Source organism: Amniculibacterium sp. G2-70, assembly GCF_014353055.1.
Taxonomy (GTDB): domain Bacteria; phylum Bacteroidota; class Bacteroidia; order Flavobacteriales; family Weeksellaceae; genus Amniculibacterium; species Amniculibacterium aquaticum.
In genome coordinates this window covers 515272-540906 of the sequence record NZ_CP060698.1, presented here as the reverse complement: position 1 = coordinate 540906, position 25635 = coordinate 515272, and the positions used below count along the sequence as shown (strand labels likewise).

The 25635-nt window shown below is 37.6% G+C and carries 23 protein-coding genes; 10 read left to right on the top strand and 13 right to left on the bottom strand.

The window, feature by feature from the left end; translation table 11 throughout:
- Positions 1-25: 25 nt before the first annotated feature.
- Positions 26-598: a hypothetical protein gene (locus H9Q20_RS02480; protein WP_124643047.1), complete on the top strand. Its 573-nt coding sequence runs from the start codon at positions 26-28 to the stop codon at positions 596-598.
- Positions 599-656: 58 nt separating this feature from the next.
- On the opposite strand, the gene ahcY is transcribed toward H9Q20_RS02480, so the two are convergent.
- Positions 657-1970 carry an adenosylhomocysteinase gene (gene ahcY, locus H9Q20_RS02475; protein ID WP_187478219.1) on the bottom strand — a complete coding sequence of 438 codons (1314 nt, stop codon included), beginning with the start codon at positions 1968-1970 and terminating at the stop codon, positions 657-659.
- A 96-nt stretch (positions 1971-2066) separates the two neighbouring features.
- On the opposite strand from ahcY, the gene H9Q20_RS02470 reads away from it, so the two are divergent.
- Positions 2067-2729, top strand: a complete 663-nt coding sequence (locus H9Q20_RS02470; RefSeq protein WP_187478218.1) for a 4'-phosphopantetheinyl transferase family protein — start codon at positions 2067-2069, stop codon at positions 2727-2729.
- Positions 2730-2745: 16 nt separating this feature from the next.
- Here H9Q20_RS02470 and H9Q20_RS02465 read toward each other — a convergent pair whose 3' ends face one another.
- A complete protein-coding gene (locus H9Q20_RS02465) occupies positions 2746-4992 on the bottom strand; it encodes an FUSC family protein (protein ID WP_124643053.1) in 2247 nt (748 codons plus the stop codon).
- A 109-nt stretch (positions 4993-5101) separates the two neighbouring features.
- On the opposite strand from H9Q20_RS02465, the gene H9Q20_RS02460 reads away from it, so the two are divergent.
- Complete coding sequence (locus H9Q20_RS02460) at positions 5102-7183, top strand: M13 family metallopeptidase (RefSeq protein WP_187478217.1); 2082 nt, start codon at positions 5102-5104, stop codon at positions 7181-7183.
- Between the two features lie 61 nt (positions 7184-7244).
- Here the strand turns inward: H9Q20_RS02460 and H9Q20_RS02455 are convergent, their stop codons facing one another.
- Positions 7245-8162 carry an AEC family transporter gene (locus H9Q20_RS02455; protein WP_187478216.1) on the bottom strand — a complete coding sequence of 306 codons (918 nt, stop codon included), beginning with the start codon at positions 8160-8162 and terminating at the stop codon, positions 7245-7247.
- Between the two features lie 153 nt (positions 8163-8315).
- Between H9Q20_RS02455 and H9Q20_RS02450 the strand changes: the two genes are divergently transcribed.
- The 4 genes from H9Q20_RS02450 to H9Q20_RS02435 all read left to right on the top strand — a co-directional run bounded on the left by H9Q20_RS02450 (position 8316) and on the right by H9Q20_RS02435 (position 12458).
- Positions 8316-9950, top strand: a complete 1635-nt coding sequence (locus tag H9Q20_RS02450; RefSeq protein WP_187478215.1) for an ABC-F family ATP-binding cassette domain-containing protein — start codon at positions 8316-8318, stop codon at positions 9948-9950.
- 110 nt (positions 9951-10060) lie between these two features.
- Positions 10061-10891, top strand: a complete 831-nt coding sequence (locus tag H9Q20_RS02445; RefSeq protein WP_187478214.1) for an alpha/beta hydrolase family protein — start codon at positions 10061-10063, stop codon at positions 10889-10891.
- Positions 10892-10921: 30 nt separating this feature from the next.
- Positions 10922-11539: a transglutaminase-like domain-containing protein gene (locus H9Q20_RS02440; protein ID WP_187478213.1), complete on the top strand. Its 618-nt coding sequence runs from the start codon at positions 10922-10924 to the stop codon at positions 11537-11539.
- Positions 11540-11633: 94 nt separating this feature from the next.
- Positions 11634-12458: a TerC family protein gene (locus tag H9Q20_RS02435; RefSeq protein WP_124642151.1), complete on the top strand. Its 825-nt coding sequence runs from the start codon at positions 11634-11636 to the stop codon at positions 12456-12458.
- Positions 12459-12741: 283 nt separating this feature from the next.
- On the opposite strand, the gene H9Q20_RS02430 is transcribed toward H9Q20_RS02435, so the two are convergent.
- The 4 genes from H9Q20_RS02430 to fahA form a co-directional block, all read right to left on the bottom strand.
- Positions 12742-13563 (bottom strand): flavin reductase family protein, encoded by an 822-nt coding sequence (locus tag H9Q20_RS02430; protein ID WP_187478212.1) that lies wholly within the window; start codon positions 13561-13563, stop codon positions 12742-12744.
- 31 nt (positions 13564-13594) lie between these two features.
- Complete coding sequence (locus H9Q20_RS02425; protein WP_187478211.1) at positions 13595-13852, bottom strand: Txe/YoeB family addiction module toxin; 258 nt, start codon at positions 13850-13852, stop codon at positions 13595-13597.
- Position 13853: 1 nt separating this feature from the next.
- Positions 13854-14108, bottom strand: coding sequence for a type II toxin-antitoxin system Phd/YefM family antitoxin (locus H9Q20_RS02420; RefSeq protein ID WP_187478210.1), 255 nt, complete (start codon positions 14106-14108; stop codon positions 13854-13856).
- Positions 14109-14202: 94 nt separating this feature from the next.
- The gene (gene fahA, locus H9Q20_RS02415) at positions 14203-15453 is read right to left on the bottom strand and encodes a fumarylacetoacetase (protein ID WP_187478209.1); all 1251 of its coding nucleotides are present in this window, start codon (positions 15451-15453) and stop codon (positions 14203-14205) included.
- Between the two features lie 165 nt (positions 15454-15618).
- Here fahA and H9Q20_RS02410 point away from each other — a divergent pair, with 165 nt between their 5' ends.
- On the top strand, positions 15619-16341 hold the full coding sequence (locus H9Q20_RS02410; protein WP_187478208.1) for a thioredoxin domain-containing protein: 723 nt from the start codon (positions 15619-15621) through the stop codon (positions 16339-16341).
- 30 nt (positions 16342-16371) lie between these two features.
- Here H9Q20_RS02410 and H9Q20_RS02405 read toward each other — a convergent pair whose 3' ends face one another.
- On the bottom strand, positions 16372-17691 hold the full coding sequence (locus H9Q20_RS02405) for an aspartyl protease family protein (RefSeq protein WP_187478207.1): 1320 nt from the start codon (positions 17689-17691) through the stop codon (positions 16372-16374).
- Between the two features lie 197 nt (positions 17692-17888).
- Here H9Q20_RS02405 and H9Q20_RS02400 point away from each other — a divergent pair, with 197 nt between their 5' ends.
- Together H9Q20_RS02400 and H9Q20_RS02395 are read left to right on the top strand one after the other, a co-directional pair.
- Complete coding sequence (locus H9Q20_RS02400) at positions 17889-19169, top strand: acetyl-CoA hydrolase/transferase family protein (RefSeq protein WP_187478206.1); 1281 nt, start codon at positions 17889-17891, stop codon at positions 19167-19169.
- A 166-nt stretch (positions 19170-19335) separates the two neighbouring features.
- Complete coding sequence (locus H9Q20_RS02395) at positions 19336-20481, top strand: hypothetical protein (protein ID WP_187478205.1); 1146 nt, start codon at positions 19336-19338, stop codon at positions 20479-20481.
- 48 nt (positions 20482-20529) lie between these two features.
- On the opposite strand, the gene H9Q20_RS02390 is transcribed toward H9Q20_RS02395, so the two are convergent.
- The 5 genes from H9Q20_RS02390 to H9Q20_RS02370 form a co-directional block, all read right to left on the bottom strand.
- Positions 20530-21717: a homogentisate 1,2-dioxygenase gene (locus H9Q20_RS02390; protein WP_124642167.1), complete on the bottom strand. Its 1188-nt coding sequence runs from the start codon at positions 21715-21717 to the stop codon at positions 20530-20532.
- A 147-nt stretch (positions 21718-21864) separates the two neighbouring features.
- A complete protein-coding gene (locus H9Q20_RS02385) occupies positions 21865-22401 on the bottom strand; it encodes a hypothetical protein (protein WP_187478204.1) in 537 nt (178 codons plus the stop codon).
- Between the two features lie 9 nt (positions 22402-22410).
- Entirely contained in the window at positions 22411-23226 is an 816-nt protein-coding gene (locus tag H9Q20_RS02380) for a lysophospholipid acyltransferase family protein (protein WP_124642171.1), read from the bottom strand.
- A gap of 28 nt (positions 23227-23254) precedes the next feature.
- Positions 23255-23884 carry an NUDIX hydrolase gene (locus H9Q20_RS02375; protein WP_124642173.1) on the bottom strand — a complete coding sequence of 210 codons (630 nt, stop codon included), beginning with the start codon at positions 23882-23884 and terminating at the stop codon, positions 23255-23257.
- 153 nt (positions 23885-24037) lie between these two features.
- Positions 24038-25591, bottom strand: a complete 1554-nt coding sequence (locus H9Q20_RS02370; protein ID WP_124642175.1) for a ribonuclease E/G — start codon at positions 25589-25591, stop codon at positions 24038-24040.
- Between the last annotated feature and the right edge of the window lie 44 nt (positions 25592-25635).

Below are 25635 nucleotides of genomic sequence, written 5' to 3'. Positions count from 1 at the left end.
GAGATATATTTTTAAAACATTTACGATGAAAACATTAAGAAAAACAATTCTTTCTCTCGGATTACTTCTGTCAGGATGGGGTTTTGCACAGACGAGCATGCTTAACTCATTAAAGGTTGGGCTCAATATTGGTGCTGTATTACCTGTTGAAAACGCCAATATTTCTGCAGGATTGGATATGGCTTATCAAAATCTAGTTACACCACATTTTGGATTGGGGATTGCAACAGGATACAGTCATTATTTTGGAAAAAATAGATCGTTAATAGGCGGTTCCATTCATAATAATGATGTTGGGCTTGTGCCAGCAGCCATGTTATTAAGGTACTATCCCGCAAGAACAGGATTTTATTTTGGTGCCGATCTTGGTTATGGATTTTTGGTGGGTGATGATAGGGTATCTTCTAATTTTACCGTAGAAAGACCTGATGGAGGCTTTTATATAAAACCAGAACTCGGATACCACAATAGAAACTGGAATTTTTTCCTTCATTATCAAAAAGTTTTTACAGGATCTAAAGGCGAGATTGGAGACCAAAAATATAACATAGGAAGTCTCGGCTTAGGATTTTCTTACAATATTGCATTGGGTAAATAATAGAAAAAGTCCCTTGTCAAAATTATGACAAGGGACTTTTTTGTTTTTAAATGCCAAACTAGTATCTGTAGTACTCAGGTTTATAAGGCCCTTCGACCTCTACACCGATGTATTTTGCTTGTTCGTCAGAAAGTGTTTCTAGCTCAACTCCAATTTTCTTCAGGTGTAAGAAAGCTACTTTTTCGTCCAATTTCTTAGGAAGCATATACACTTTGTTTTCGTATGCCTCAGAGTTGGTCCACAGTTCGATTTGAGCCAAAGTCTGGTTAGAGAATGAGTTGGACATCACGAAAGAGGGATGACCCGTTGCGCAACCCAAGTTTACCAATCTACCTTCTGCCAAGATAATGATCTCGTTTCCGTCCACATTGTAGATGTCTACTTGTGGCTTCACTTCGTATTTGGTGTTTCCGTAGTTATCGTTCAACCAAGCCATATCGATTTCGTTATCGAAGTGTCCGATGTTGCAAACGATGGTTTTGTCTTTCATTTTTTTGAAATGCTCACCTCTTACGATGTTGAAATTTCCTGTCGTTGTGATGATGACATCTGCATTTTCAATCACATTTTCCAATTTTTTAACTTCATAGCCTTCCATAGCAGCTTGTAGCGCACAGATTGGGTCTATTTCGGTAACAGTAACGATAGAGCCAGCACCTCTGAAAGAAGCAGCGGTACCTTTACCCACATCACCAAAACCACAAACAACCACTCTTTTACCTGCCAACATCACATCGGTGGCTCTTCTGATGGCATCTACAGCAGATTCTCTACATCCGTATTTGTTGTCGAATTTGGATTTGGTAACAGAATCGTTTACATTAATCGCTGGCATCACCAAAGTTCCGTTAGCCATTCTTTCGTACAGTCTGTGTACGCCTGTTGTGGTTTCTTCAGAAAGTCCTTTGATGTCTTTGGTAAGTTCCGGATATTTGTCAAAAACCATATTGGTTAGGTCTCCACCATCGTCCAAGATCATGTTCAAAGGTTTTTTGTCTTCGCCAAAGAAAATGGTTTGTTCGATACACCAGTCAAATTCTTCTGCATTCATTCCCTTCCAAGCGTAAACCGGGATTCCCGCAGCAGCAATTGCAGCAGCAGCATGATCCTGTGTCGAGAAAATATTACAAGAAGACCAAGTAACATCTGCACCTAGAGCGACCAAAGTCTCAATAAGTACAGCAGTTTGTATGGTCATGTGAAGGCATCCCGCAATTCTTGCACCTTTTAGCGGTTGGCTAGGTCCGTATTCTTCACGGATGGCCATCAAACCTGGCATTTCGGCTTCTGCCAATGTAATTTCTTTTCTTCCCCATTCTGCTAGAGAAATGTCCTTTACTTTGTAAGGTACATATTGTGTTGTTGTTTCCATATAGTATCTTGGATATTATTATTAAAAGTAAAAAATGACCCTCAACGAGTCAAAAAATTTTTGCAAATTTACAAACTATAATTCGTGTTACAAAATATGCCTTTTTTTAAAGATTATAACGACGATCAGGCTAAAATATTGGTCTGGAAGTACGATGAAACCGATGTTTTTAATGAAAAACAATTGATAATTCCAGAAGATTTTGAGAAAGTGATAAACTACCATCCAAAAAAAAAGCTGGAATACCTAATGATTCGACAGATGCTTGCCGATACTTTGCCCAATCATCGTATTTTATACAGAACCATTGGCCAGCCTTATCTTTTCCCAAAGGATTGTTTTATCTCGATTTCTCATTCGTTTCCATTTGCATCGTTGGCGATTTCTGAAAAAAGAATCGGGATCGATCTGGAGAAAATTAACGATAAAATCCAAAGAATCCGACATAAATTCATCAATCAAAATGAAGAAGAATGGATTTCTAAAATGGATAACCAAACTGAAGTCTTGGTCGTGATTTGGGCCATAAAAGAGGCGTTGTATAAATTGCATCCTAGCAAATACTGGTCGCTGAAGAAGCATTATGAAGTTGAAGAATTTGATTTGAATTCTCTATCACAAATTTCTTGTCGCGTTTTCGATGCCGATTTTGAAGATGTTTACCAAGCAGATGTTTTCAAGTTAGAAAATTATTATTATGCCATCATCGAAGAAAATCATCAATTGAATTTCAAGATGGGTAAAGATGTTTTATTTTAATACCGATTTTTCAAGGTTAGATTTCATTGGTTTTATAGCTTTCAGTAGTTCTTCTCAGTTGGGTTGCTACATCACTGATCAGTTCCAAAATCTTTCTGATGTTGGTCAGTTGCGTGAGTGTTGTGATGCGGTTGGGATCTCTTGCATCGTAGATTTCATTTTCTAAAATTTGATTTCTTCTTTTTTCCAACATTTGATCCAATTCCGTGTCTTCTGGTTGTATTTTGGCTAAAGAATTGTTGCTGTCGTCCCATTTTTCTTGGTTCAGGACGGCATTTATTCTTTGCAACTCCGTTCCTATTTTCTTTTCCCAAGCATCAAAATCAATTTCTGTAAACTGCTTTTTACTGTCGTAATATTGGGATAACGAAGCGATATAGGCCGTTAATAAATGCGAAGTATTTACAAATTCCAACACCGTTTCCATTTTTTTCTTCTGATTTTTAGGATCCGAAAGCATTCTTTGAAAATTGTCGGACAAATTAGCAAGAGAGATGATGGCATCTTTTCTTCGCATTTTATACTCTTGTGTTGGTACAGATTGGTCTTTTAGCTGTTGAATTACGGTATGAAAATAGCTGTAATTGCTCATTGCCGAGCGTTTCATCAGATTCAGATTTTGGCTGTGCTCCCAAACCGGAAACACGAAATAGGAGGTAAGGAAAATAACAATTCCAGCAATAATGGTATCAATAATACGGTCTTTGAAAATAACATTTACCTGTCCGGGACTCAAAAAGTTGAACGACAAGAAAATGTAAATGGTCATAAAGAAAACCGCCCAAGCATATCGATCTTTCAGAAAGCTGAAGCACATGATCATGGAAAAGATGAAAATGCCCAACAAAGCATATCCGTTGTGGATGTACGACATGATGAAGTATGCAACTACAGCACCTGAAAATGTTCCGTAAACCCTCAATAAAGTTCTGTGTTTGGTCACGCTGTATGCCGGTCGCATGATGGCCAAAATGGTAATGAGAATCCAATACGAATGTCCAATTCCCAAGAAAGTGAATTTCGAGAGGGCATAGCCTACCACCAACGCCGTTGTGATGCGGATGGCATTTTTGAAATGTGCCGATTGCAAACTGATGTGGTTGCTGAGAACCTTCAGGTTCAGTTTTTCACTTTTGGGTGCAAACTGGTTAAGATCCAAGCCGGTAGAAAGGCTTTTGGCGTTTTTAATATCTTGGTTCAGAACCTGATACATGGTGCTGATGTCCTTTGTGATTTCATTGATTCTGGATAAAACAATTCGTAGGGACATAAAGTCTTCCATATTGTCGGCATTCAGATTTTTGGATCGCATTTGGAAATAATCTTGATGCAGGCGATCCAATCGTTCGTGGTAGTCAACCAAAGCAGAAGATTTGATCCCACTTTGCAAAGAAATTCCAATATTAGATATTTCATTGGCCAAAACGATGAGGTAATCGTGGATTTTGGTCAGGATTTTTTCTTCATCAAAACTATGGTGAATTTTGGAATAATCGTTCTCTGAGGTGAATAATTTTTCGTAAAGATCAATCGAGTTTAAAAACATCAACATCAACAAACGACTGGTAGTGGTCGATTCGTTAACGATTTCTCGGGTTTTAAAAACAACCTCTCTCGTGTCTTCTTGCAGGTTTTTTATCACCACTTGTTTGGCAATTACCTCACGGTTCAGTTGGTCGATTTCTTTGTCCTGAAGATAAAATTTTGATTTTATTTTCAAAAAATTAGCTAACTCCAAATAATTTTCACCAATCATCTGACTGGCCAATTTATAAGGTTGAATGCTGGTGACAACGATAAAAACCAATAAAAACCACAGGGCTCCAGCCAAGAAAATCGCCATACTCAACAGGACATGATGATGGAAAAACTGCCCATCGATAAAAATGGAAAATACCACCAAAGTCAGACCGCCAACCGCTGCCATTCGGATTCCGTACACACCAATCAGGGTGAAAAACATCCCGAATACAATAAGTTCTAAAAAAATTAGTGGAGGATAATCCTTTAAAAATCCAGCAACACCAATCACAAACATAAAGCTGATGATGGTCAGGATCAAGGTATTCCTTCTTCTGATGTAAGGTCCAGGCATATCGGTAAGTCCTACAAAAGAGGTCGCAAGTGGAAAGAGAAAATACTCCTTCAAGACACCAAAATAGGCAAGGACAATACTCGGTATGGCAATGGCTAAAGAAATCCTAACCGCAGACGAAATGTACTGACTGGTCATGAATTTTTTTAATTCGGAACTGTAATTCATCAAAGAAAATTAGATTTTACAAAATTAAATGAAAAGTAGCGATTCTATACGGATTTTAGGGTATATTTTTTTAAGATTTTGGCTATCTTTGGAAAAATTATCATTAATTATGAAGAAATTAACCCTAACGGTCATTGCGGCATCTGGAATGATGATGCTAAACTCTTGTGTTGCAACTAAAGGTCAAGATGGAAAACCCGGTCAAGATGGAAAATCTTTTTCAACATCTCAAAAAGATGAAGGCATCAATCATGCCTACATGGATCCTTCGGTAAGACCACAAGACGATTTTTATAATTTCGTAAATGGTGGTTGGATGAAAACCGCTGTTATCCCTTCGGATAAAGCTTCTTGGGGAAGTTTCAACGGGTTGAGAGAAGAGGTGGATGTGGCTTCATTGGGGATTTTAAATAAAATTCTTTCAGAAAAATACACTCCCAATTCCGAAGGCGAAAAAATCCAAGCGTTGTACGGATCTTTCATGGATTGGAAAAGTAGAAACGCACAAGGTATTAACCCTATAAAATCCGATTTGGCAAAAATCGATGGGCTAAAATCCATTGCCGATCTTCAAAAATATTTGTTAGAAGCAACTAAAAAAGGAGATAACCCTTTTTACAATTGGTACGCCTCTGCTGATATGAAAAATTCTAAGATGAATGCCGTATATCTTGGCGGCCCGGCTCTTGGTTTGGGCAAAGATTACTACCAAAAACAAAGCGAGTCCAATACCAAAACCATTGCCGAATATCAAAAATATGTCGCCTCCATGATGTCTGTTTTGGGTGATAAAACTCCAGATCAAACGGCACAGAGAATTGTTGGTTTCGAAAAACAATTGGCCAGCAATCTTTTGACTTTAGAACAAGGTCGTGATGCGAACCTCAGATACAACCCCAAAAATGTTTCCGAACTTTCCTCTTTGGTAACTCACATCGACTTGCCAAATTATTTGAAAACCGTTGGGGTGAGTACCGATAAAGTCATCATCGGTGAGTTGAAGTACTACCAAACCATGGATTCTTGGATGAACGAAAGGACACTTCCGTTGATTAAAGACTACATGAAATTCCACATGATTTCCGGTAGCGCCGGTAGTTTGGATCAGAAATTAGACGACATGAAGTTCGATTTTTACTCCAAATATATGCAAGGACAAAAAGAACAAAGACCGATGGATAAAAGAGGTTTGGGTGTTGTGAATGGAGTTTTGGGAGAGGCTTTTGGTAAATTGTATGTCGAAAAATATTTTACCCCAGAAGCCAAAGCCAAAATGGTGGAATATGTAGATTATATCCGCAAGGCCTTCAAGCAACATATCGCAGACCTCGATTGGATGTCGCCAGAAACCAAAGTGAAAGCTCAGGACAAACTTGCAAAATTCACCGTGAAAATTGCGTATCCTGACCAATGGAAAGATTATTCGAAATTACAATTGACTTCACCAGAAAACGGAGGATCGTATTATTCTAATCTGGAAAAAATTTCAGAGTGGAATTATCAAAAGAAATTAGACAAAGTAGGAAAACCTGTGGATAAAGCCGAATGGGGCATGTCACCACAAACGGTGAACGCCTATTACAGCCCATCCAACAACGAAATCGTTTTCCCGGCTGCCATTTTGCAACCGCCATTCTTCAACTTCAAGGCAGATCCAGCCATTAATTTTGGTGGAATAGGTGCTGTTATCGGTCACGAAATTTCACACGGATTCGACGATTCCGGAGCTCGTTTTGATGGCGATGGTAACCTGAACAACTGGTGGACCGATACGGATAAGAAAAATTTTGATGCCAAAGTTCAGCAATTGGCCAACCAATACAACAAATACGAACCGGTAAAAGGTACTTTTGTAAATGGTAAATTTACTTCCGGAGAAAATATTGGCGATCTTGGTGGGATCAATGTTGCGTACACCGCATTACAAATGTATCTGAAAGACCATGGAAGTGTAAAACCAATTTCTGGACTTAACCAAGATCAACGATTCTTCATGAGTTGGGCTACGGTTTGGAGAACCAAATCTACCGACCAATACATGATGAATCAAGTGAAAACCGATCCGCACTCTCCAGGATTTTTCCGTGCTTTCGGACCTTTGGTAAATATGCCATCTTTCCAAAAAGCATTTGACATCAAACAAGGAGACAAAATGTATGTGGCGCCAAAAGATCAAATTAAAATTTGGTAGTTTAAGATCATCAATAAAAAAAGGGGTTTTCGATTTTCGGAGACCTCTTTTTTTATGAAAATTATTTGAAAAACCATTCAATGAAGAAATACCAAATACCTATTGTGACAAAAGAAATAGGAATTCCAAAGCCTATCATCATATTGGCCAAACGGGGTTTTAAGCCGTGTTGCGCTGCAATAATGGATGCCGTAATCATGGATGCCATGGCAGCTTCTATAATTGATACTTTAATTGGTAAGCCTTCCTGTTGTAAAACGATGGCGTATAAAGTAAATATAATACTGGGGATAACGATTAGCTTGAAAAAAAGTCCTAAGATTAAGAAATCCCAATGTTTACTTCTTTTTTCTATTTTTAACTGATAACCAACGGATACCAATGCCAATGGGGAAACGGTTGCACTAAGTTTTTCAAAAACTTCATGAATTTCAATAGGAAAATTTATTTTGAAAGCCGCCATACTGATCCCAATCAAAAAAGCAATAAAGGCCGGAAATCGAAATACCTTTCCGGCAATAGATTTTAAGTCACTTTCTCCTTTAGAATAGACCGTAGCAATGACAATTCCTAATGTACTAAGTACCACAAAAGTACCAGGAAGGTCAACAATAATCAGGGTTTTAATTCCTTCGTCCCCATAAAGGGATTCTACGATTGGGATGCCTACAAATGAAGTATTCCCAAGGCCTACGGTCAAAATTAAACACCCTCGAAGTGCCTTGGACCAGCCTAATCTCTTGCCTAAAGTATTGAAAAATAGAAAAGAAACAATAAAAGTAATCCAAGCAACTCCAGCAGGAAATAGCAAGTCCCATCCCAGCTTAACTTTTGGTAAATAATACAATGCCATTGCCGGTAGAGAAATGAATAAAATAAATTGGTTGAGTACCAAGTGGGTGTTTTTTGGAAATGCTGGAATTTTTTTAATCAAAATCCCAATGAAGATGCATGAAAATAATAGTATAAGACTGGACATTTTATTGTAAAAGTTTGCAAAGTTACATGTTTGAAGGACTAAATCGGAGCGTATGTGTATATTTTAATTATTTGAAATTTCAATCGTTCAATATTTTGCTCAAAAACTCCATTTCTTTCTTCTATCTTTGCACACATTTTTTAAACTAAGAATATGATTTCTGTAAACGATATAGCGGTACAATTTGGTGCAACAACTTTATTTTCAGGGGTGAGTTTTACCATCAACGAAAACGATAAAATCGCCTTGATGGGGAAAAACGGCGCCGGAAAATCGACACTTCTCAAGATCGTTGCCGGCATCAACAAAGCCAGCTCCGGGAATATCGCTGCTCCCAAAGAAGCGGTAATTGCCTATCTTCCTCAGCATTTGCTTACCGAAGATCATTGTACCGTGCGCGAAGAAGCTTCTAAAGCCTTTGCCGAATATCTTTCCATGAAAACAAGGATTGATGAAATCAACGATCAATTGACCGTAAGAACCGATTACGAAAGCGATGATTACATGAAACTCATCGAAGAAGTTTCTGAACTGAGCGAAAAATTTTATTCCATAGAAGAAGTAAATTACGATGCCGAAGTCGAAAAAGTACTGAAAGGAATGGGCTTTTTAGCGGAAGATCTGGATAGGCCAACCTCAGAATTTTCTGGTGGATGGAGAATGCGTATCGAATTGGCAAAAATATTACTCAGACAACCGGATCTCATTCTTCTGGATGAGCCTACCAATCACCTGGATATCGAGTCGATACAGTGGTTGGAAGATTTCCTGAAAAACCAAGCCAAAGCCGTGATGGTCATTTCCCACGACCGAGCTTTTGTGGACAACATCACCAACAGAACCATTGAAGTAACGATGGGCAGAATCTACGATTACAAAGCAAAATATTCGGATTATCTGGTGCTGAGACAGGAAAGAAGAGAGCAACAGATGAAGCAATACATCGAGCAACAAAAGATGATTGCCGAAACCAAAGAATTTATCGAAAGATTCAAAGGAACTTATTCCAAAACCCTTCAGGTGCAATCTCGAGTGAAGATGTTGGAAAAATTGGATATTATTCAGGTAGATGAGGTCGATACTTCGGCTCTGAAACTGAAATTTCCACCGGCAGCAAGATCCGGACAGTATCCTGTAATCGTCAACGAAATGTCTAAAAACTATGGCGACCATGTCGTTTTCAAAGAAGCCAATTTGGTGATCGAAAGAGGTCAGAAAGTGGCCTTTGTAGGAAAAAATGGCGAAGGAAAATCCACCATGATCAAAGCCATCATGGACGAAATTGATTTTGACGGCAAGGTGGAAATCGGACACAATGTTCAGGTGGGTTATTTTGCCCAAAACCAAGCTTCGTTGTTGGACGGTGATCTTACCATTTTCGAAACCGTAGATCGCATTGCCGAAGGCGATATCCGTACCCAAATCAAAAATATTTTGGGAGCTTTCATGTTCAAAGGCGATGATATCGATAAAAAAGTGAAAGTGCTTTCCGGAGGAGAGAAAACCCGTTTGGCAATGGTGAAATTGTTGCTAGAACCGTACAATGTTCTGATCCTCGATGAGCCCACCAACCATTTGGACATGAAAACCAAAGACATCATCAAAGATGCCTTGAAGGATTTTGACGGAACCGTAGTTTTGGTCTCTCACGACAGGGATTTCTTAGACGGTTTGGCAGAAAAAGTATTCGAGTTCGGTAACAAAAGAGTTCGTGAACATTTCGAAGGCATCACCGAATTTTTGGCCAACAAAAAAATGGAAAGCTTGAAGGAAATTGAAAGCAATTAGGTAGAATTATTTTTAGAACCCGTGATTAAGCTTTCAGACTCAAAATTAAAATTGTTTAATTGAGCCGGTCTGTGAAGAAATTATCGTAAACTTACATCTAAAAATTTGCCATGTCCATCGTACGAAAAAACAATATTCAACTTCAAAACCCCGAAACAAAAGCCTTCTTGGCGGATGCTTTTTATCCGGATCAAGCAGAGAATTTACCCTTAATCATCTTTTGTCATGGGTACAAAGGTTATAAAGATTGGGGTGCTTGGAATCTTATGGCCGAAAAATTTGCGGAAAACGGATATTTTTTTGTGAAATTTAATTATTCGCACAACGGAACATCGTTGGATCAGCCTACAGATTTTGCAGATCTGGAAGCTTTTGGAAACGATAATTATTCCAAACAACTTTCAGATTTAGAATGGGTTATCGATTATTTTTCAAAAAATGCAAGAGTCAACCCGGAAAATATTATCCTGATGGGACATTCCCGTGGTGGTGGATTGGTCACTGTAAAAGCAGCTGAAGACAAAAGGGTGAAAAAACTAATCACTTTGGCCGGGGTGGATACTTTGGATTTTTTCCCCAAAGGCGATCGTTTTGAAGAATGGAAGAAGAATGGCGTTTTCTACTCCAAAAATGGAAGAACTCAGCAAGAAATGCCGCATTATTTCCAAATTTTTGAAGATTATCAGCGAAATAGTAACCGATACAATGTTGGCAACAAAGCCCGATCTTTCCACGGCCAAAGCCTCATCATCCACGGTTCTGCGGACGAAGCGGTTGCTCTGTCTGCAGCTGAACATTTGCATGCTTGGCTTAAAGATTCGGATTTAAAAATCATCGAAAATGCCCATCATACTTTTGGTGCGAAAGAACCTTGGGAGTCCGGAAACCTGCCACAAGACTTGGAAGTAGCCGTTGAAACGGCTCTTCATTTTTTAAAATAATCGTAATTTTGTTTCATTAAATTTTCGATCATGAAACTTATTTTAGAATCTCAGAATGTCCAAGATTATTTGGAAGAGATTCCATCGATCATCGATTTTCATCAACCTTTGGTTCAAGAAAAAATTAAAAATATTTGTTCTCAAACCGATATTCCGTTGGAAAGGGCAAAATTGGCTTTTGAAATGGCAAGAGATGAAATTCAGCATTCTTTTGATTTGAATTCTGAAAAAATTAGTATTTCTGCAGAGGAAACTTTAGAAAATAAAGAAGGTATTTGTTTTGCAAAATCTCATTTATTGGCCGCTTTGCTCCGAGGAATGGGTATTCCTGCAGGGTTCTGCTACCAAAGGGTATTAAGAAAAGGAAGTCTTGATTCTGGTTATGCATTGCACGGACTCAATGCTGTTTTCTTGCCCGAAATTGGTTGGCTTCGCTTGGATCCTCGAGGAAATAAACCTGGAGTTGATGCTCAGTTTTCGGTGGAAAAAGAGCAATTGGCTTATCCCATTCGTACCGAATTGGGAGAGGTGGATTATCCGCAGGTTTTTATAAAACCCAACACGAAAGTCTTGGATGCCATGACAAATTCTGAAAATTGCAAACAACTTTTCTTTAATCGTCCAGAAGTTTTAGAATCGTCATTTTAGAGATGAATTTGAACTTTATAATTTTGATGGGCACAAAATTTAATATTGATTCTTCCATCAAAAAAATTATTTTTGTCGGATAAATTTTTATTAAATGCTGACACTACTTTCCGTATTGGAATTTCCGAATTTTGCCGAACCGCAGATCTGGATCTCACTTCTCACCCTTACTTTTTTAGAAATAGTTTTAGGGGTAGACAACATTATTTTTATCTCCATTATTTCCAACAAATTGCCGGAAGCCAAACAAAAACAAGCCCGCAACATCGGTTTGGTATTGGCCATGGTTTTCCGTGTGATGTTGCTGTTGATGCTCAATTGGATCATCGGCCTCAAAGATCCCGTGATGTCCTTGGGTTGGATACACGAACCGGGTACCGAAAATGCAATAGAACTGAGTTGGAAAGACATAATTCTGCTGGCAGGAGGTGTTTTCTTGATTGCAAAATCAACTTTCGAAATTCATGGGAAAATGCAAGGTGGACATGCCGATCATGCTCCTAAAACAGCCTCGTCCGGATTGTTGATGACCGTTATTCTACAAATTATTTTGGTGGATATGGTTTTCTCATTGGATTCTATCCTTACCGCAGTAGGATTGGTGGACAATGTGGTTCTGATGATTATTGCTGTGGTGATTTCCATTGGAATTATGATGCTTTTCGCGGGTAAAATCTCGGCCATTATCAATAAATATCCAAGCTTACAGATGTTGGCGTTGTCTTTCTTGGTGGTAATTGGAGTGATGTTGGTGTCCGAAGGAATCCATCAACATGTGAGCAAAAACATCATCTACTCGTGTTTGGCATTTAGTTTAATAGTCGAAATGTTGAACATTACCATGAGAAACAAACAAGAAAAAGCCCTTCAGATTAATCCTGAATTGAACGAGGATCTAAGCATCAAAGAAGAAAAGTAATTTTTCTAAAATTCAACTAAGTACATAACAAAAATTGTAACAGCTATATAGGAATCTGATAAAAACCACATAGAAACATAGAATTATTGGTAATAAGATTGCATAGTTGCACTTAGTATCCGTCAAAGACGGATTTCTATTGTGTACTACTCGTATTTATTTTCGCAACAAAGACACTATCTATGCACCTATGTGGTTTTGATTAAGCTATTCTATTTTTTGTCATGTATTAAAAAAAATCAAATAAAAAAATCCGTTTTCGTGTTGAAAACGGATTTTTATTTTATGTTTTTAGCAATTCCCAAGCATCTTCAATCTGATGAAGATGTAGAAGTTTTTGTGCCTCTCGATGCAAGTTTTCATCTGCCGAATATTCGCCTGCAGGATGTTGTTCTACATTGGCGAGCATGCCCAAATCATTTCCTGTGAATACCGTACTGAACTTGATTTCTTTCGGTAAATTGTCAAAACCAATTCCCAGAGTTACCAAAGGTTTCGGTACTTCGAACAAGTTGTCGGCATTGTTTCTGGAGTACCAATTTCCGCCCAATCTAGCGACCATATCCAATTTTTTCTGATCCAGATTTCCGTTTTCGTCCAAGTACTCTTCACGAATATGGATTTTTACCACTTCGCAAATGATGAGGTTTCCGGCACCGCCTTCTGTACCCAAATGTTTTACTTCTTGTACTTTGCATTCGAAATTCACCGGGCATTCTTCAATAAGTTTAGGACTTACCAAATCGGCATCTTTCATGTTGAAACCGGCTTTGATGAACTCGTTTTCATCTTTTCCATATTCTGTAGAAGCTAAAGAAACCTGCTGAACAATAGGGTAGTTTACCGTGCCGATCACCACTTCCGGAACTTCCAAAATATTTTCCAAAGTATGTTTTGTCGTATTGTCCCTCACCCTTCTCGCTGGAGAAAAAATTAAAATTGGTGGTTGGGTGCTGAACATGTTGAAAAAACTAAAAGGCGAAAGGTTGATCTTTCCGTCTTTGTCTACGGTAGATGCAAAGGCGATGGGTCTCGGCGAAATGGCCGTTTGCATAATGGTTTGCAACTGTACCGTGCTAATATCTTTTGGGAGAACTGTTTTCATTTCAAGTTAAAAAGTGGCTGTAATTGTTTACTTAATCGTAGTGGTATCTGCATTTTGCAATGAGGATTTGGTCGTTTTCATATTTATAAATGAGTCGATGTTCGTCATCTATTCTTCTGGACCAAAAACCGGAATATTTATGCTTCAAGGCTTCTGGCTTACCAATTCCGTCAAAAGGATTTCTAGAAATATCTTTTAGAAGTTCGTTGATTCTTTTCAGTTTCTTTTTGTCTGTTTTTTGCCAAAACAAATAATCTTCCCAAGATTCATCAACAAAAATATATTTCATCTTAGTCGTCGATCAATGGTTTGCTGAAGGAGTTATCCTTTTTCAATTTTTCAATAGCCGAATCCAATCTCATTTCGTTCTTTTTTGAGCTCAATTCATGATTGGTGGCCATCAGAGAATTGTATTCATCCAAGGACATCACAACGATGCCAGAATCTTTTCCACGATTGATAATCAAGGTTTCAAAGTTTTTTGAAACCTTGTCCAAATAGGTTTTTATATCTTTTCTAAAATCGGATACGCTGGCTATTAACATAATTCGATGTATTTGTTTGTACAAATTTATGTACAAAATTGAATATTTCAAAATTGTATTATTTATTTGGTAAACCGCTTGATTTGGTTTGATGTTATTTTGCCGGTAAAACTTTTCCTGATACTTCACCAAAACCTACACGGATACCGTCTTTCTCAGCATAACCTCTCATGATGATGGTGTCGTGATCTTCAATAAATTTTCTTTCGCTTCCGTTGGAAAGTTTCAAAGGTTCAGTACCTCTCCAAGTCAGTTCCAACATGGATCCGAAAGAAGATTTTTCGCTACCGGAAATGGTTCCGCTGGCATACATGTCGCCTACTTCAACATTACAACCGTTCACGGTGTGGTGCGCCAATTGTTGACTCATGTTCCAATACATAAAGTTGTAGTTGCTTTTGGAAATTAGGTTTTCTTCACCATTTTCCGGTTGAAGATAAACTTCCAGGTTGATGTCGAAATTTTTATCACCTTCGAATTTCAAATAATCCAAAACCTCAGGATCTTGTTTAGGAGAAGCGGTTCTGAAAGGTTCCAACGCTTCTAAAGTAACCACCCAAGGAGAGATGGAGCTGCAGAAATTTTTTCCTAAAAATGGTCCTAACGGAACATATTCCCAAGATTGAATGTCTCTTGCCGACCAGTCGTTGAAGATCACCATTCCGAAGATGGCATCTTCTGCTTCTTTGGTAGAAATGGATTCGCCCAATTCTGTATTTCTATTCACGATGAACGCCATTTCCAACTCGAAATCCAATTGTTTGGACGGACCAAAAACCGGTTTTTCGGCATCGGCAGGTTTCATTTGCCCTTTGGGTCTGTGGAAATCGACACCGGAAACAACGATGGACGAAGCTCTACCATGATAGCCCACAGGAAGGTGTTTCCAGTTCGGGAGCAATGCGTTTGCAGGATCTCTGAACATTTTCCCAACATTGGTGGCGTGTTCTATACTGCTGTAGAAATCGGTATAGTTTTGAACATGAATCGGCATGAGCATTTCCACTTTATCCAAGTCGTAGAAGCATTCTTCAATGGTTTTTTGATCCAATGATAGGGGAGAGCCTTCTGAGAAAAGTTCTTGCAATCTTTTTCTAACAGCAGAAGTGGTATTTTTTCCAAGTTCAATAAACTCATTCAGGGTGTACGCTTCAAAAACATTTTCTTTCAGCCCAGCGATGTCATCAAAAAAACTGTAATCATAAAGAGAAGCCAAATCGACCACCATATCGCCAATTCGTGTGGCACAAGCAATGTATTCTTTATTAAAAACAGCAACCCCAAACGGGATGTTATGGATGGAAAAATCGGATTGTTTTTCGTCGTAGGAAATGAAAGATTTCATAATGTTATACTTTATTTGATTTTTTTGATTTTCTTAAATAATCCTCATTCAAGAGGAATTGGAATGCGTAAAAGTACAAAAAAAACGATGAATTGGGTGATAACAATTCTTTCTAAATGTAAAAATGACTAACTTTGTTTCTATAATTTTCTAAAATAGAATACGATGAAAAAATTAATGTCAGCTGTAATTTTTACAGGAATTATTGCGTTTTCTTCATGCAATCAAAGCATCAATGCACAGACTAATAATCTAGCAGTAACAGAGTATGCCAATGAATTAAAAAAGAATCCTGAAATTCAATTGATTGATGTGAGAACGCCTGAAGAGTTTGCCGATGGTCATTTGGAAAATGCGGTGAACATCGATTGGAACAGTAAGAGTTTTGACAAACTGGTTTCAACATTAGACAAGAAAAAACCTGTATTTGTCTATTGTCTCAGTGGTGGTAGAAGCGAAAAAGCGGCTAATAAATTAACTAAAATAGGATTTCTGTCGGTAACCAATTTGGCTGGTGGCATGATGAAGTGGCGCGGTGAAAACCTACCTGAAGTGAAAGGACAAGTCGCTCAAAATAGGGGTATGGACACGGCTGAATATGAAACTCTTATTGGTAATACTCCGGTTTTGTTGGTAGATTTCTATGCCGATTGGTGTGCTCCGTGCAAAAAAATGAAGCCGTATTTGGACGAAATCGATAAAAAAATGTCCAAAGAGGTAAAGGTGCTTCGTATTAATGTGGATAAGAATAAACATTTGGTTAATAATTTAGGAATTGATGCATTGCCTGTTCTGAGATTGTATAAAAACAAGAATTTGGTGTGGAACAAACAAGGTTTTGTGCCTAAAGAAGAAGTGCTGAAAAAGTTAGCAGAAATTAAAAAATAATACATCGAGTCGATCTTAGGATCGACTTTTTTATTCGGAAATGGGGATTGGATCTTTTAAAATAAATGAAAAATCCATCTTCTTTTCGTTTCTGCTAATGGTCATGAAAATCTCCTTACCTTCTTCGGATTTCATGAGGTTGATGAGGTCTTGCAAGGACAGGTTAGAGGCAGGTTTTCCGTTGATGGCCAGGATGATGTCGTCTTTTTTTAGTCCCGATTGATCTGCTGGAGAGTTGGGTCTGCATGCAGCAATTGCAAAAACGGGTTTCAACTGAAATTTGTATTGAAAGTTCGAAAAAACGGCATTCTCATCTTCATTTTTCTTATGTTTTTTTTCGTCCATGCTCACCCAAATTTTTTCCCATTGCATGCCTTGATGTTTAAATTCTAAGCCACTCATGTTGAAATGATAGGGATCATCAAAGTCTTTATTCTTTTTTAAGTAGATTTTTTGGTTTTTATAATCAAAAACGACATCAAATCTTTTAAGAATTTCATCGCCTACGGATCCTACGCGGTTGGTGACAAGGTTCAGACTTTTTATGGCCTCGTCATCGGGCAATGAAACGGTTGTTTTGTTTAGCATAAATGAGCCAAAATTTACGGTACTTATCCGACTTTTTTTACCGTGGATATCACCATTAAAGCCTCTGCCCAGATAGTCTTCAAAAAATGGAGCTCCCAGCTGGAAGTTCTCGATTTTGTTTGGGAATAACCACAAAGCATCGCTATTTCCTGTGTCGATTAATAATTTGGATTTTTTATTATCGCTTTTTAATTGGACTTGAGCTTCAAGGTAGGGTTTGTTGTTTTCTATTGAAATGGGGATTTCTTGGTAGTTTTTAGTTTTTCTTTTTGCTAAAACACGGTCTTTGTATAAAGTTATTCTTTTCTTTTGGTAATCTATTTTTACCGGATGATTTTCAAAGAAATCATAACCGATAATTCCATTTACAGGGATGCCAATTTGTGAAGAAAAATTAAAATCGGTATTGAGGATGATGTACAAAGTATGAGAATTGTCCAATAGTTTTCCAATTTCTAATTTATTATTTTTTGAAACCAAACCTTGGGTTTCGGTTCCTTCACCCAGACCCGTAAAATTAATTTTCTCCGTATTTTTCAGGGTGATTTCTTTTTCTTCTATGCTAAAAATGATGGTTTCAGAAACCCCCGTATCCAAAAGCAAAGTCATCGGGATTCCGTTGATTTCAGATTCAATAAAAATAAGGTTGTTGATCAGACGAAAAGGAATTTTTATTTGACTCGTGTTTTCAGGAATTTGAAGTCCATTCTGTCCGAAAATCAAATTGAAAAAAAATAAAAGTATGAATACTGGATATTTCATAGTTTAAAATTAGTCTTTTTTCTAGATTCAACAATTTTTCCGATTCATTCTTTGTGTTTTTTTTACATGAGTGATGAATAGCCGCTGTAATTTTATAATTTCATAATTTGTTGAAGAAAACTGACTTCCCTCATTTCAAATTTTAAAGATTAAGCGTATTTTTGAACATTATTAAAAATCACACAAATACTTGTATTATGTCGAAATATGTTAGTATAGAAGAAGCGGTTTCTGTCGTTAAAAGCGGAAATAGAATTTTTGGTCATGGAAGCGCCTGTACTCCTAATGTTTTTTATGATGAATTGGCCAAGCAATCGGCTAATCTTCGTGGAGTAGAGTTGGTATCCATCACCCAACAAGGAAATGTAGAAATTGCAAAACCTCAATATAAAGATTCTTTTTACATCAACTCATTGTTTACTTCCACTCCGGTTCGCGAAGCCGTAAATTGTGAGAGAGGAGATTTTATTCCCATTTTCTTATCCGAAATTCCAACTTTATTTAGAAATAATATTCTTCCGTTGGATGTGTCTATTGTTACTGTTTCTCCTCCGGATCAGCACGGATACTGCTCTTTAGGGACTTCTGTAGATGTAGCCAGAGCAGCTGTTGATTCGGCCAAAACTGTTGTAGCAATTGTTAACCCTAAAATGCCTAGAACCCATGGAGACTCTATGGTACATGTGGACAGAATTGATAAAATGGTATGGCATGAAGAAGAATTGATGACCTTAGATTACGGAGCAAAAGTTACCGATGTCGAATTGCAAATTGGTAAAAATGTTGCCGAACTTATCGATGACAAAGCGACCATACAAATGGGGATTGGGACCATTCCGGATGCCGTATTAAAAGCTTTGAGTAACCATAAAGATTTGGGAATTCATACCGAAATGCTCAGTGATGGAGCCATAGACCTAATCTTGAAAGATGTGGTGAACAATAAATACAAAGGAACACACATCAACAGAACGATTACTGCATTTTGTTTTGGGACTAAAAAATTGTATGATTTTGTAGACGATAATCCATCCATCGCTTTTATGGATGTTCAGCATGTTAATTTCCCAATTAACATCATGAAAAATAAAAGAATGCACGCCATCAATTCGGCAATAGAAATCGATCTTACCGGTCAGGTTTGTGCAGACTCTATCGGTACTTATCAGTACAGTGGAATAGGTGGACAAATGGATTTTATGCGTGGTGCAGCACTTTCTGAAGGTGGAAAACCCATTATGGCTATTTCCTCCAGAACCAACAAAGGTGTGCCAAGAATTGTTCCTTTCCTAAAGCAAGGTGCAGGAGTGGTAACCACCAGAGGGCACATCCATTATGTTTGTACCGAATACGGAACGGCCTATCTTTACGGGAAAAGCTTGAGACAAAGAGCAAAAGCTCTTATCGAAATTTCTCACCCGGATGATAGAGAAATGCTAGAAAGAGCCGCTTTCGAAAGATTTAAAGTTGAAATTTAAACTTCTTTTATACCTGTAAGACTGTCAGATTTGGCAGTCTTTTTTTGCAAATTAATTGTAAAATATTTTGCAAAATGCTGATGTTGAATGCTTTGTGAAAGTTTTGAGATCATTGTTTCTATTTCAGGAATAATTATTGTATAGTTGTTCGTGTTAAAATTTAACTATGAAAAATAAATTTGCAATCGTTTTTTCTCTAATCGTTCTTGCAGCCTGTGAGCCAGGTGATGTACAAAAAACCAAAGATGCCATCAGTTCTGCGGAAGAGTTGATGAATAAAACTACAGACGGGATGAAAACCCTAGACTCTATTTCCAAAATTATTGGGGATACAGCGCAAGTCAACTCTCAAATTAAAAACATTCAGAAGCAAATAGATGAACATCGTAACAACGGGACTTTGGATCATTTTGATGTTGATTCAATGGTAAAAGTTGCCAAAAAATCGGTTCCTGAACTAACGAAAAAAGCAGAAACCATCAAGGCCATCGATTCTGCAGCTACTGCTCTTAAAAACACCGATAATCCGGTAGAAATCGTAAGTTCTGTAGCAAAAATTTTGGATCAATTGGGAAATGATAAAACCGTATCCAACCCAAAAAATGAAACGAAATCCGAAGTAAAGAAAGAAGTTGCGCCTCCTTCTTCTGAAAGAATAGAAATTCGAGATAACGCGACACAATTGGTTTCCGATCCGTTGATACAAACGGCAAAAATGGATTTTGGAGTTCAGAATTTAACAACGACCAATCAAAAATTAAACGATGTATTAAGTCAATATAATGTTGTTATTTCATCAGATAAAACCATAACCGAAGAAGGTCAGCATAAAAAAGAACTTGTTTTGGAGATGCCCAACAACCAATTTTCTCGTTTTATTGGTGATTTAGAAAGTGAATTCGGCAGTCCAAAATTCAAATTAATAGAATCAACAGGAAGCGATAGGATTTCCGAACAAAAATCGACCGTACAACTTAGTTTTACAGAAAACGCATCTTTGGCAAATACTGCTTTTGAAACGGAAAATCCCTCTGAAGGCACTAAAGATGAAGGTGTAGGTGCTGCATTTGCAAAAGGTTGGGATGGACTTTCTAAGGTAGGCTTGTGGCTAATTCCTTTTTGGCCTTTGTTTTTAATTGGTGGATTGCTGTGGTTTTTTATTTCAAAATTTTCAAAGAAAAAAGAAAGTAAATTGCCTCAACAAGAGTATCACAGGACGGAAAATATGGATTCTTCCGAAACCAACAATATCGTCGAGGATGCTCAACCCAAGAACGACGATACCGATTATTCTAAATTTATGCCTAAATAACAAAAGGCTGCTCGATTTGGGCAGCCTTTTTCGTATATTTCTAGTGGATTATTCCTGACTTCTGTCTTCTTTATGGTTGCTTTCGTCTTCCAACCAGGAAGTTAGATAACTGGTGTCTTCCACTTTCATCGCTTCTTCAGTCAACTTCAAAGGTCTGAAAGGATCTACCATAACGGCATATTCTTCAGTTGATTTTTTTCCGATACTTCTTTCCATTGCTCCAGGATGTGGTCCATGAACGATGCCACCAGGATGTAGGGTAAAGTCCATCAAATCGATATGGTTACGGCTCATAAAATCGCCTTCGGTGTAGAATAAAACTTCGTCCGAATCGATATTGGAGTGATTGTACGGTGCCGGAATGGCTTGTGGATGGTAGTCGTACAGACGAGCTACAAATGAACAAATTACAAAATTATGAGCTTCGAAATTTTGATGAATTGGCGGTGGTAGATGCACTCTACCGGTGATGGGCTCAAAATTTTTGATGTTGAATTTGTACGGGTAGAAGAAGCCGTCCCAACCCACAACATCAAAAGGATGTGTGGCATAAATGAAATCCCAAAGTTGGTTTTCTTTTTTTACTTTAATTAAAAATTCGCCTTTTTGGTCGATGGGTTCAACAAAAGTTGGCGCTACAATGTCTCTTTCACAAAAAGGAGAGTGTTCTAGCAATTGTCCAAACTCGTTTCTGTATCTTTTCGGTGTGTATATTGGAGAGTTGGCTTCAATAAAAAGAAAAACATTATTTTCCGTAGAAAATTCCATTTGGTAGATCGTTCCTCTTGGTACTATCAAATAATCGCCTTGTTCAAAATCCAGATTTCCCAGCATGGTTTTCATGGTACCTTTACCTTCGTGTACGAAAAGCATCTCGTCGCAATCTCCATTTTTATAGAAATAATCCATGGATTTTTTTGGCTTGGCTAATCCCATTTTCAGGTCGTTGTTGAACATGAGTATCTTTCTACTGTCCATAAAATCGTTCTCAGGACTTACATCTTTCCCCTTGAACATTCTTGGAGTAGCATTTTTTTCAATTGCAATTTTTGGACTTACATCTACGGCATCGCCCACACGAAGGATCTGAGTAGGTCTGTGGATGTGATACAGTAATGATGAAATTCCATGAAAACCTTCGGTACCGAAGAGTTGTTCGTAGTAGAATTTGTCATCTTTCGATTTGAAGATGGTATGTCTTTTTTGTGGGATATTTCCCAGTTTTTCGTATCTCATTTTTATAGATTATGATTTTTGTAAAATTACTATTTTTTTTGTTTTTATATGGTACTAATTTCTCAATTGTATCACAAAAAAACGAAAACCTACAGGCGATGCTGCAGGTTTTATCTTTTCTTTTGTTGATGAAAGTGTGTCAATATTTTAGGAAGCAAAGTGAAGTAGTGCTTCATAAAATTCTTCTTCTTGTATGCCCAATTGCTGACAAAGCAGACGAGCGGCTTCGATGTATTGAGCGTTTTGTGTGCTGCTTTTTATCGAGATCAGTCCAAGGTCTGTTTCTAAAGAAATCATTTCGCCATTTTCTTGATGATCAGGTGTGGTAAAAGGGATTTTTCTAAAATATTTTTCTGCCGATTGAATGGCTTTTGTTAGTTTTTCATTTTCTTGGTTGTAGATAACAATTCCTCCGGAGGTAATGCTGTTTAAGAAATCCGGATAGTGCTCGGAATAATCCGTTACTACAGCAATGGTGGGCTCTAAAGAGCAAATGTTATCGTTGTTTTTGTCTAGGGCTAGCAATACAAAATCATTCTGATTGTGGCTGATGGTTTCATCAAATTTTACAGCATCTATGGTTTTACCCAAAAAATCCAAAGTAGATAGGGTAAGGTTGAAAATGTGCTCACTGCCTTCTCCAACGACTGCAACTCTTGTTTGTTGTTTATATTGATTTTTCAAAATACGATTTTATAAATTGTTCGATTGGGTATTTTTATCCTGTAGTTTTTTTGCTTTCAGCTCTTCATCGTAATCGTGTAAGATATTGAATTCGTTGGTTTGCTCGATAGCGGTCATGATTTTGTCCAAAATTTGCTGTGCATTTTCGTTGTCGTAATCGATATCCAATGGTGCTTTGAATTCTAGAGTTGGTTTTACTCCTGTAACTTTCACTCGAAGTCCTTTTTTGTCAAAAGCCCTACGGAATCCGTTTATTTTGATAGGAATTACAACGGGTCTTTGGTTTTTCACCAATTTGGCCGTTCCTTTTCTTCCTTGTGCAAATGCGGTGGTAGTCCCTTGTGGAAAGGTGATGACCCAACCTGTGGAAAGGGCTTTCATGATGTTATCTACCTCGTTCAAGTCTACCATTCGGTTTACATTTTTTCCTTCTGCCCTCCAAGTTCTTTTTACGGTAACAGCACCTGCCAATTTGAAAATTTTGGAGAGTATTCCTTTGTTCATGGTCTCTTCGGCTGCGATATAATAAAAATCGACCTTAGGATTCAGGAGGTAAACCGGGTTTTTTATGGAGTTCATATAACCGTTGTTGGCAGCACAGAAAGCATGATACATGGCTGCAACATCGGCAAAATAAGTTTGATGATTGGATACGAACAATACATTAGAATCAGGCAATCCCAAAAGGTTTTCGGTACCGGAAATTTTTAGTTTGTTGAAACCGTTAAATCTTCTATAGGAAATCATTCCTAAAATAAAGATAATCAACCTTTTCAAGATATACAGATGTCCGAATGCATCGGTAAATATACTTTTCTTCGACATTTTTTATGGTACAAGAAATGCAAAAATATTATAAATTTTTGAGTATTTGGCTAAATTCAAACAAAATCATGGAGGTGGCACCCCAGATGTGGTATCCCTGGTACTCAATTACCGGTACTTCGACTCCTCTGGATGATGGAAGTGCTTTAAGCTCTGGACTGGAACTGAGTTTTACAAGGTCCGAAACTCGAAACTCAATAAGCTCTACAGCCTCGCTCTCTTGCAATTTGAATTTTGGATTTTTTTTGGTAAATGAAATAAAGGGATGTACAAAAAAATTACTTGGTGGTATGTACATGGGACTCATCTCACGGATGATTTTTACATAATGCTTGTCGATGCCAATTTCTTCAGAAGTTTCTCGGATGGCAGTTTCTGCAAAGTTGAGGTCTTCTGGATCACGACTGCCACCTGGAAAGGAAACTTGTCCACTGTGTTTGTCGTGTGCGTTTATCGTTCTTTGCATCAGAGGGAAGTACCATTCGTTATCTTTTAGGTACAAAAGAATGTTAACCGCAGCAAATCTAGGGTTCTTCTCTAAAATTTCTTCGTAACTGTACAAGGGTCTGTACGGTGGCGAGTAGATTTTATGAGCATTTTCGCCCAAGAGATCGGCGTTTTTAATTTTTTCGATTAAATCTTTCCCAATGCTTTTCATAGTTCAAATATAGTTCAAAATAAGGAATAATTGCATAGGTATTCTTCAATTTTGTATGCAGACTCGGTCTTTGGATTTTGAATATTTCATGGAATATGATAAAAAAAGACTGTCGATTTGGACAGTCTTTATTTAGATAAATTTTTGGGATTTTTAGTTAGAATCTCCCATCAATTCTTCTTTATTGGCATTGTAAATTTTATATTCCAAGTATTTAAAACTATCTCTCGGAATGATGGTCACCCATTTTTTGTATTTAAAAAACCATTTCATCTGTATGCTGTTCAGCCCTTTGGTTAGGTAGGCTTCAACAAAAGGATGTACATGGAGGAAAAGTTTTCCTTTTTCACTTTGCATGAGGTTGCGGATGGTTTCACCCATTCTTTCGATCACCACTATTGGCGCTAGGATTTCTCCATCGGCATTTGGGTTTTCTTCTTTGGTTTCAATGTATTTTTCTGGTCTTACCCTTTGTCTGGTCATTTGTATCAGACCAAATTTACTTGGGGGCAGGATTTTATGTTTCGCCTTGTCACGATTCATTTCATTTTTAAAATGTTCGTGCAATTCTCTTCGGTGATCCGGATTGACCATGTCAATAAAATCCACCACGATAATACCTCCCATATCTCTCAGTCGTAGTTGTCTTGCTATTTCTGTAGCCGCCATTTTGTTCACATTCAGTGCATGGTCTTTGTTGGTGGCAGAGTTGATGTTGGGGCCGGAGTTTACATCCACTACATGTAGGGCTTCTGTATGTTCTATCACCAGATAGGCGCCTTTAGAGCTTGGGATGTTTACATGTTTACCAAAGCTTTGTTTCAGTTGTTTCTCGACATTGTAATATTCTAACAATGGGATGTGAGAGTCGTAAAACTGAACAATATTTTTTCTTTCAGGAGCGATAAGTTCTATGTAATTGCGCATGTCGCTTGACAATTGCTCGTCGTCGCAAATAATGCTTACAAATTCTGCATTAAAGTTATCTCTAAGTATGGCCGATGCTTTATCCTCTTCGCTTAAAACTTTGGAGGGTACTTTATTTTTTTGAATATTTTTAAAAGTAGTTTCCCATTTTTCGATTAGGGAATTCATGTCGTTGTGCAGTTCAGCTACTTTTTTTCCTTCGGCTACGGTTCTGATAATTACGCCAAAGCCTTCGGGTTTGATACTTTCGATTAGGGTACGAAGTCTATCTTTTTCTTCTGTACTTCTTATTTTTTTTGAAATTGAAACTTTATTGTCGAAAGGGATTAGGACAAGAAAACGACCTGTAAGTGATATTTGGGTAGAGATTCTTGGTCCTTTGGTGGATATGGGTTCTTTTGTAATTTGCAACAAAACCACATCGTCTTTTGCAATTACTTTGTCCACCGTGCCGTGTTTGTCAATTTCTTTTTGAGTTTCAAAATTTTTCAGACCGGCAGTCTGCTGTTTTTTGTGGAAAGTATCTTTAATGAATTTTTGATAACTTAAAAAATCTGGACCTAAGTCCTGATAGTGTAAAAATGCATCTTTTTCGTAACCAATATTTACAAAAGCTGCATTAAGGTTGGGTGCCAATTTTTTTACTTTGCCTAAAAACAAATCGCCTACCACAAACTCGTTTTGGTCTTCTTCCTCGTGCAATTCAAAGAGGCGGCCATCTTCGAGTAGGGCAATTTTTGTGCGATCATCTTCATGAGAAATAATCAATTCTTTCTTCATTGCTCTTGTTTGTTAGGCTTTTCCTGGTTTGGTAGGAAAAGTAG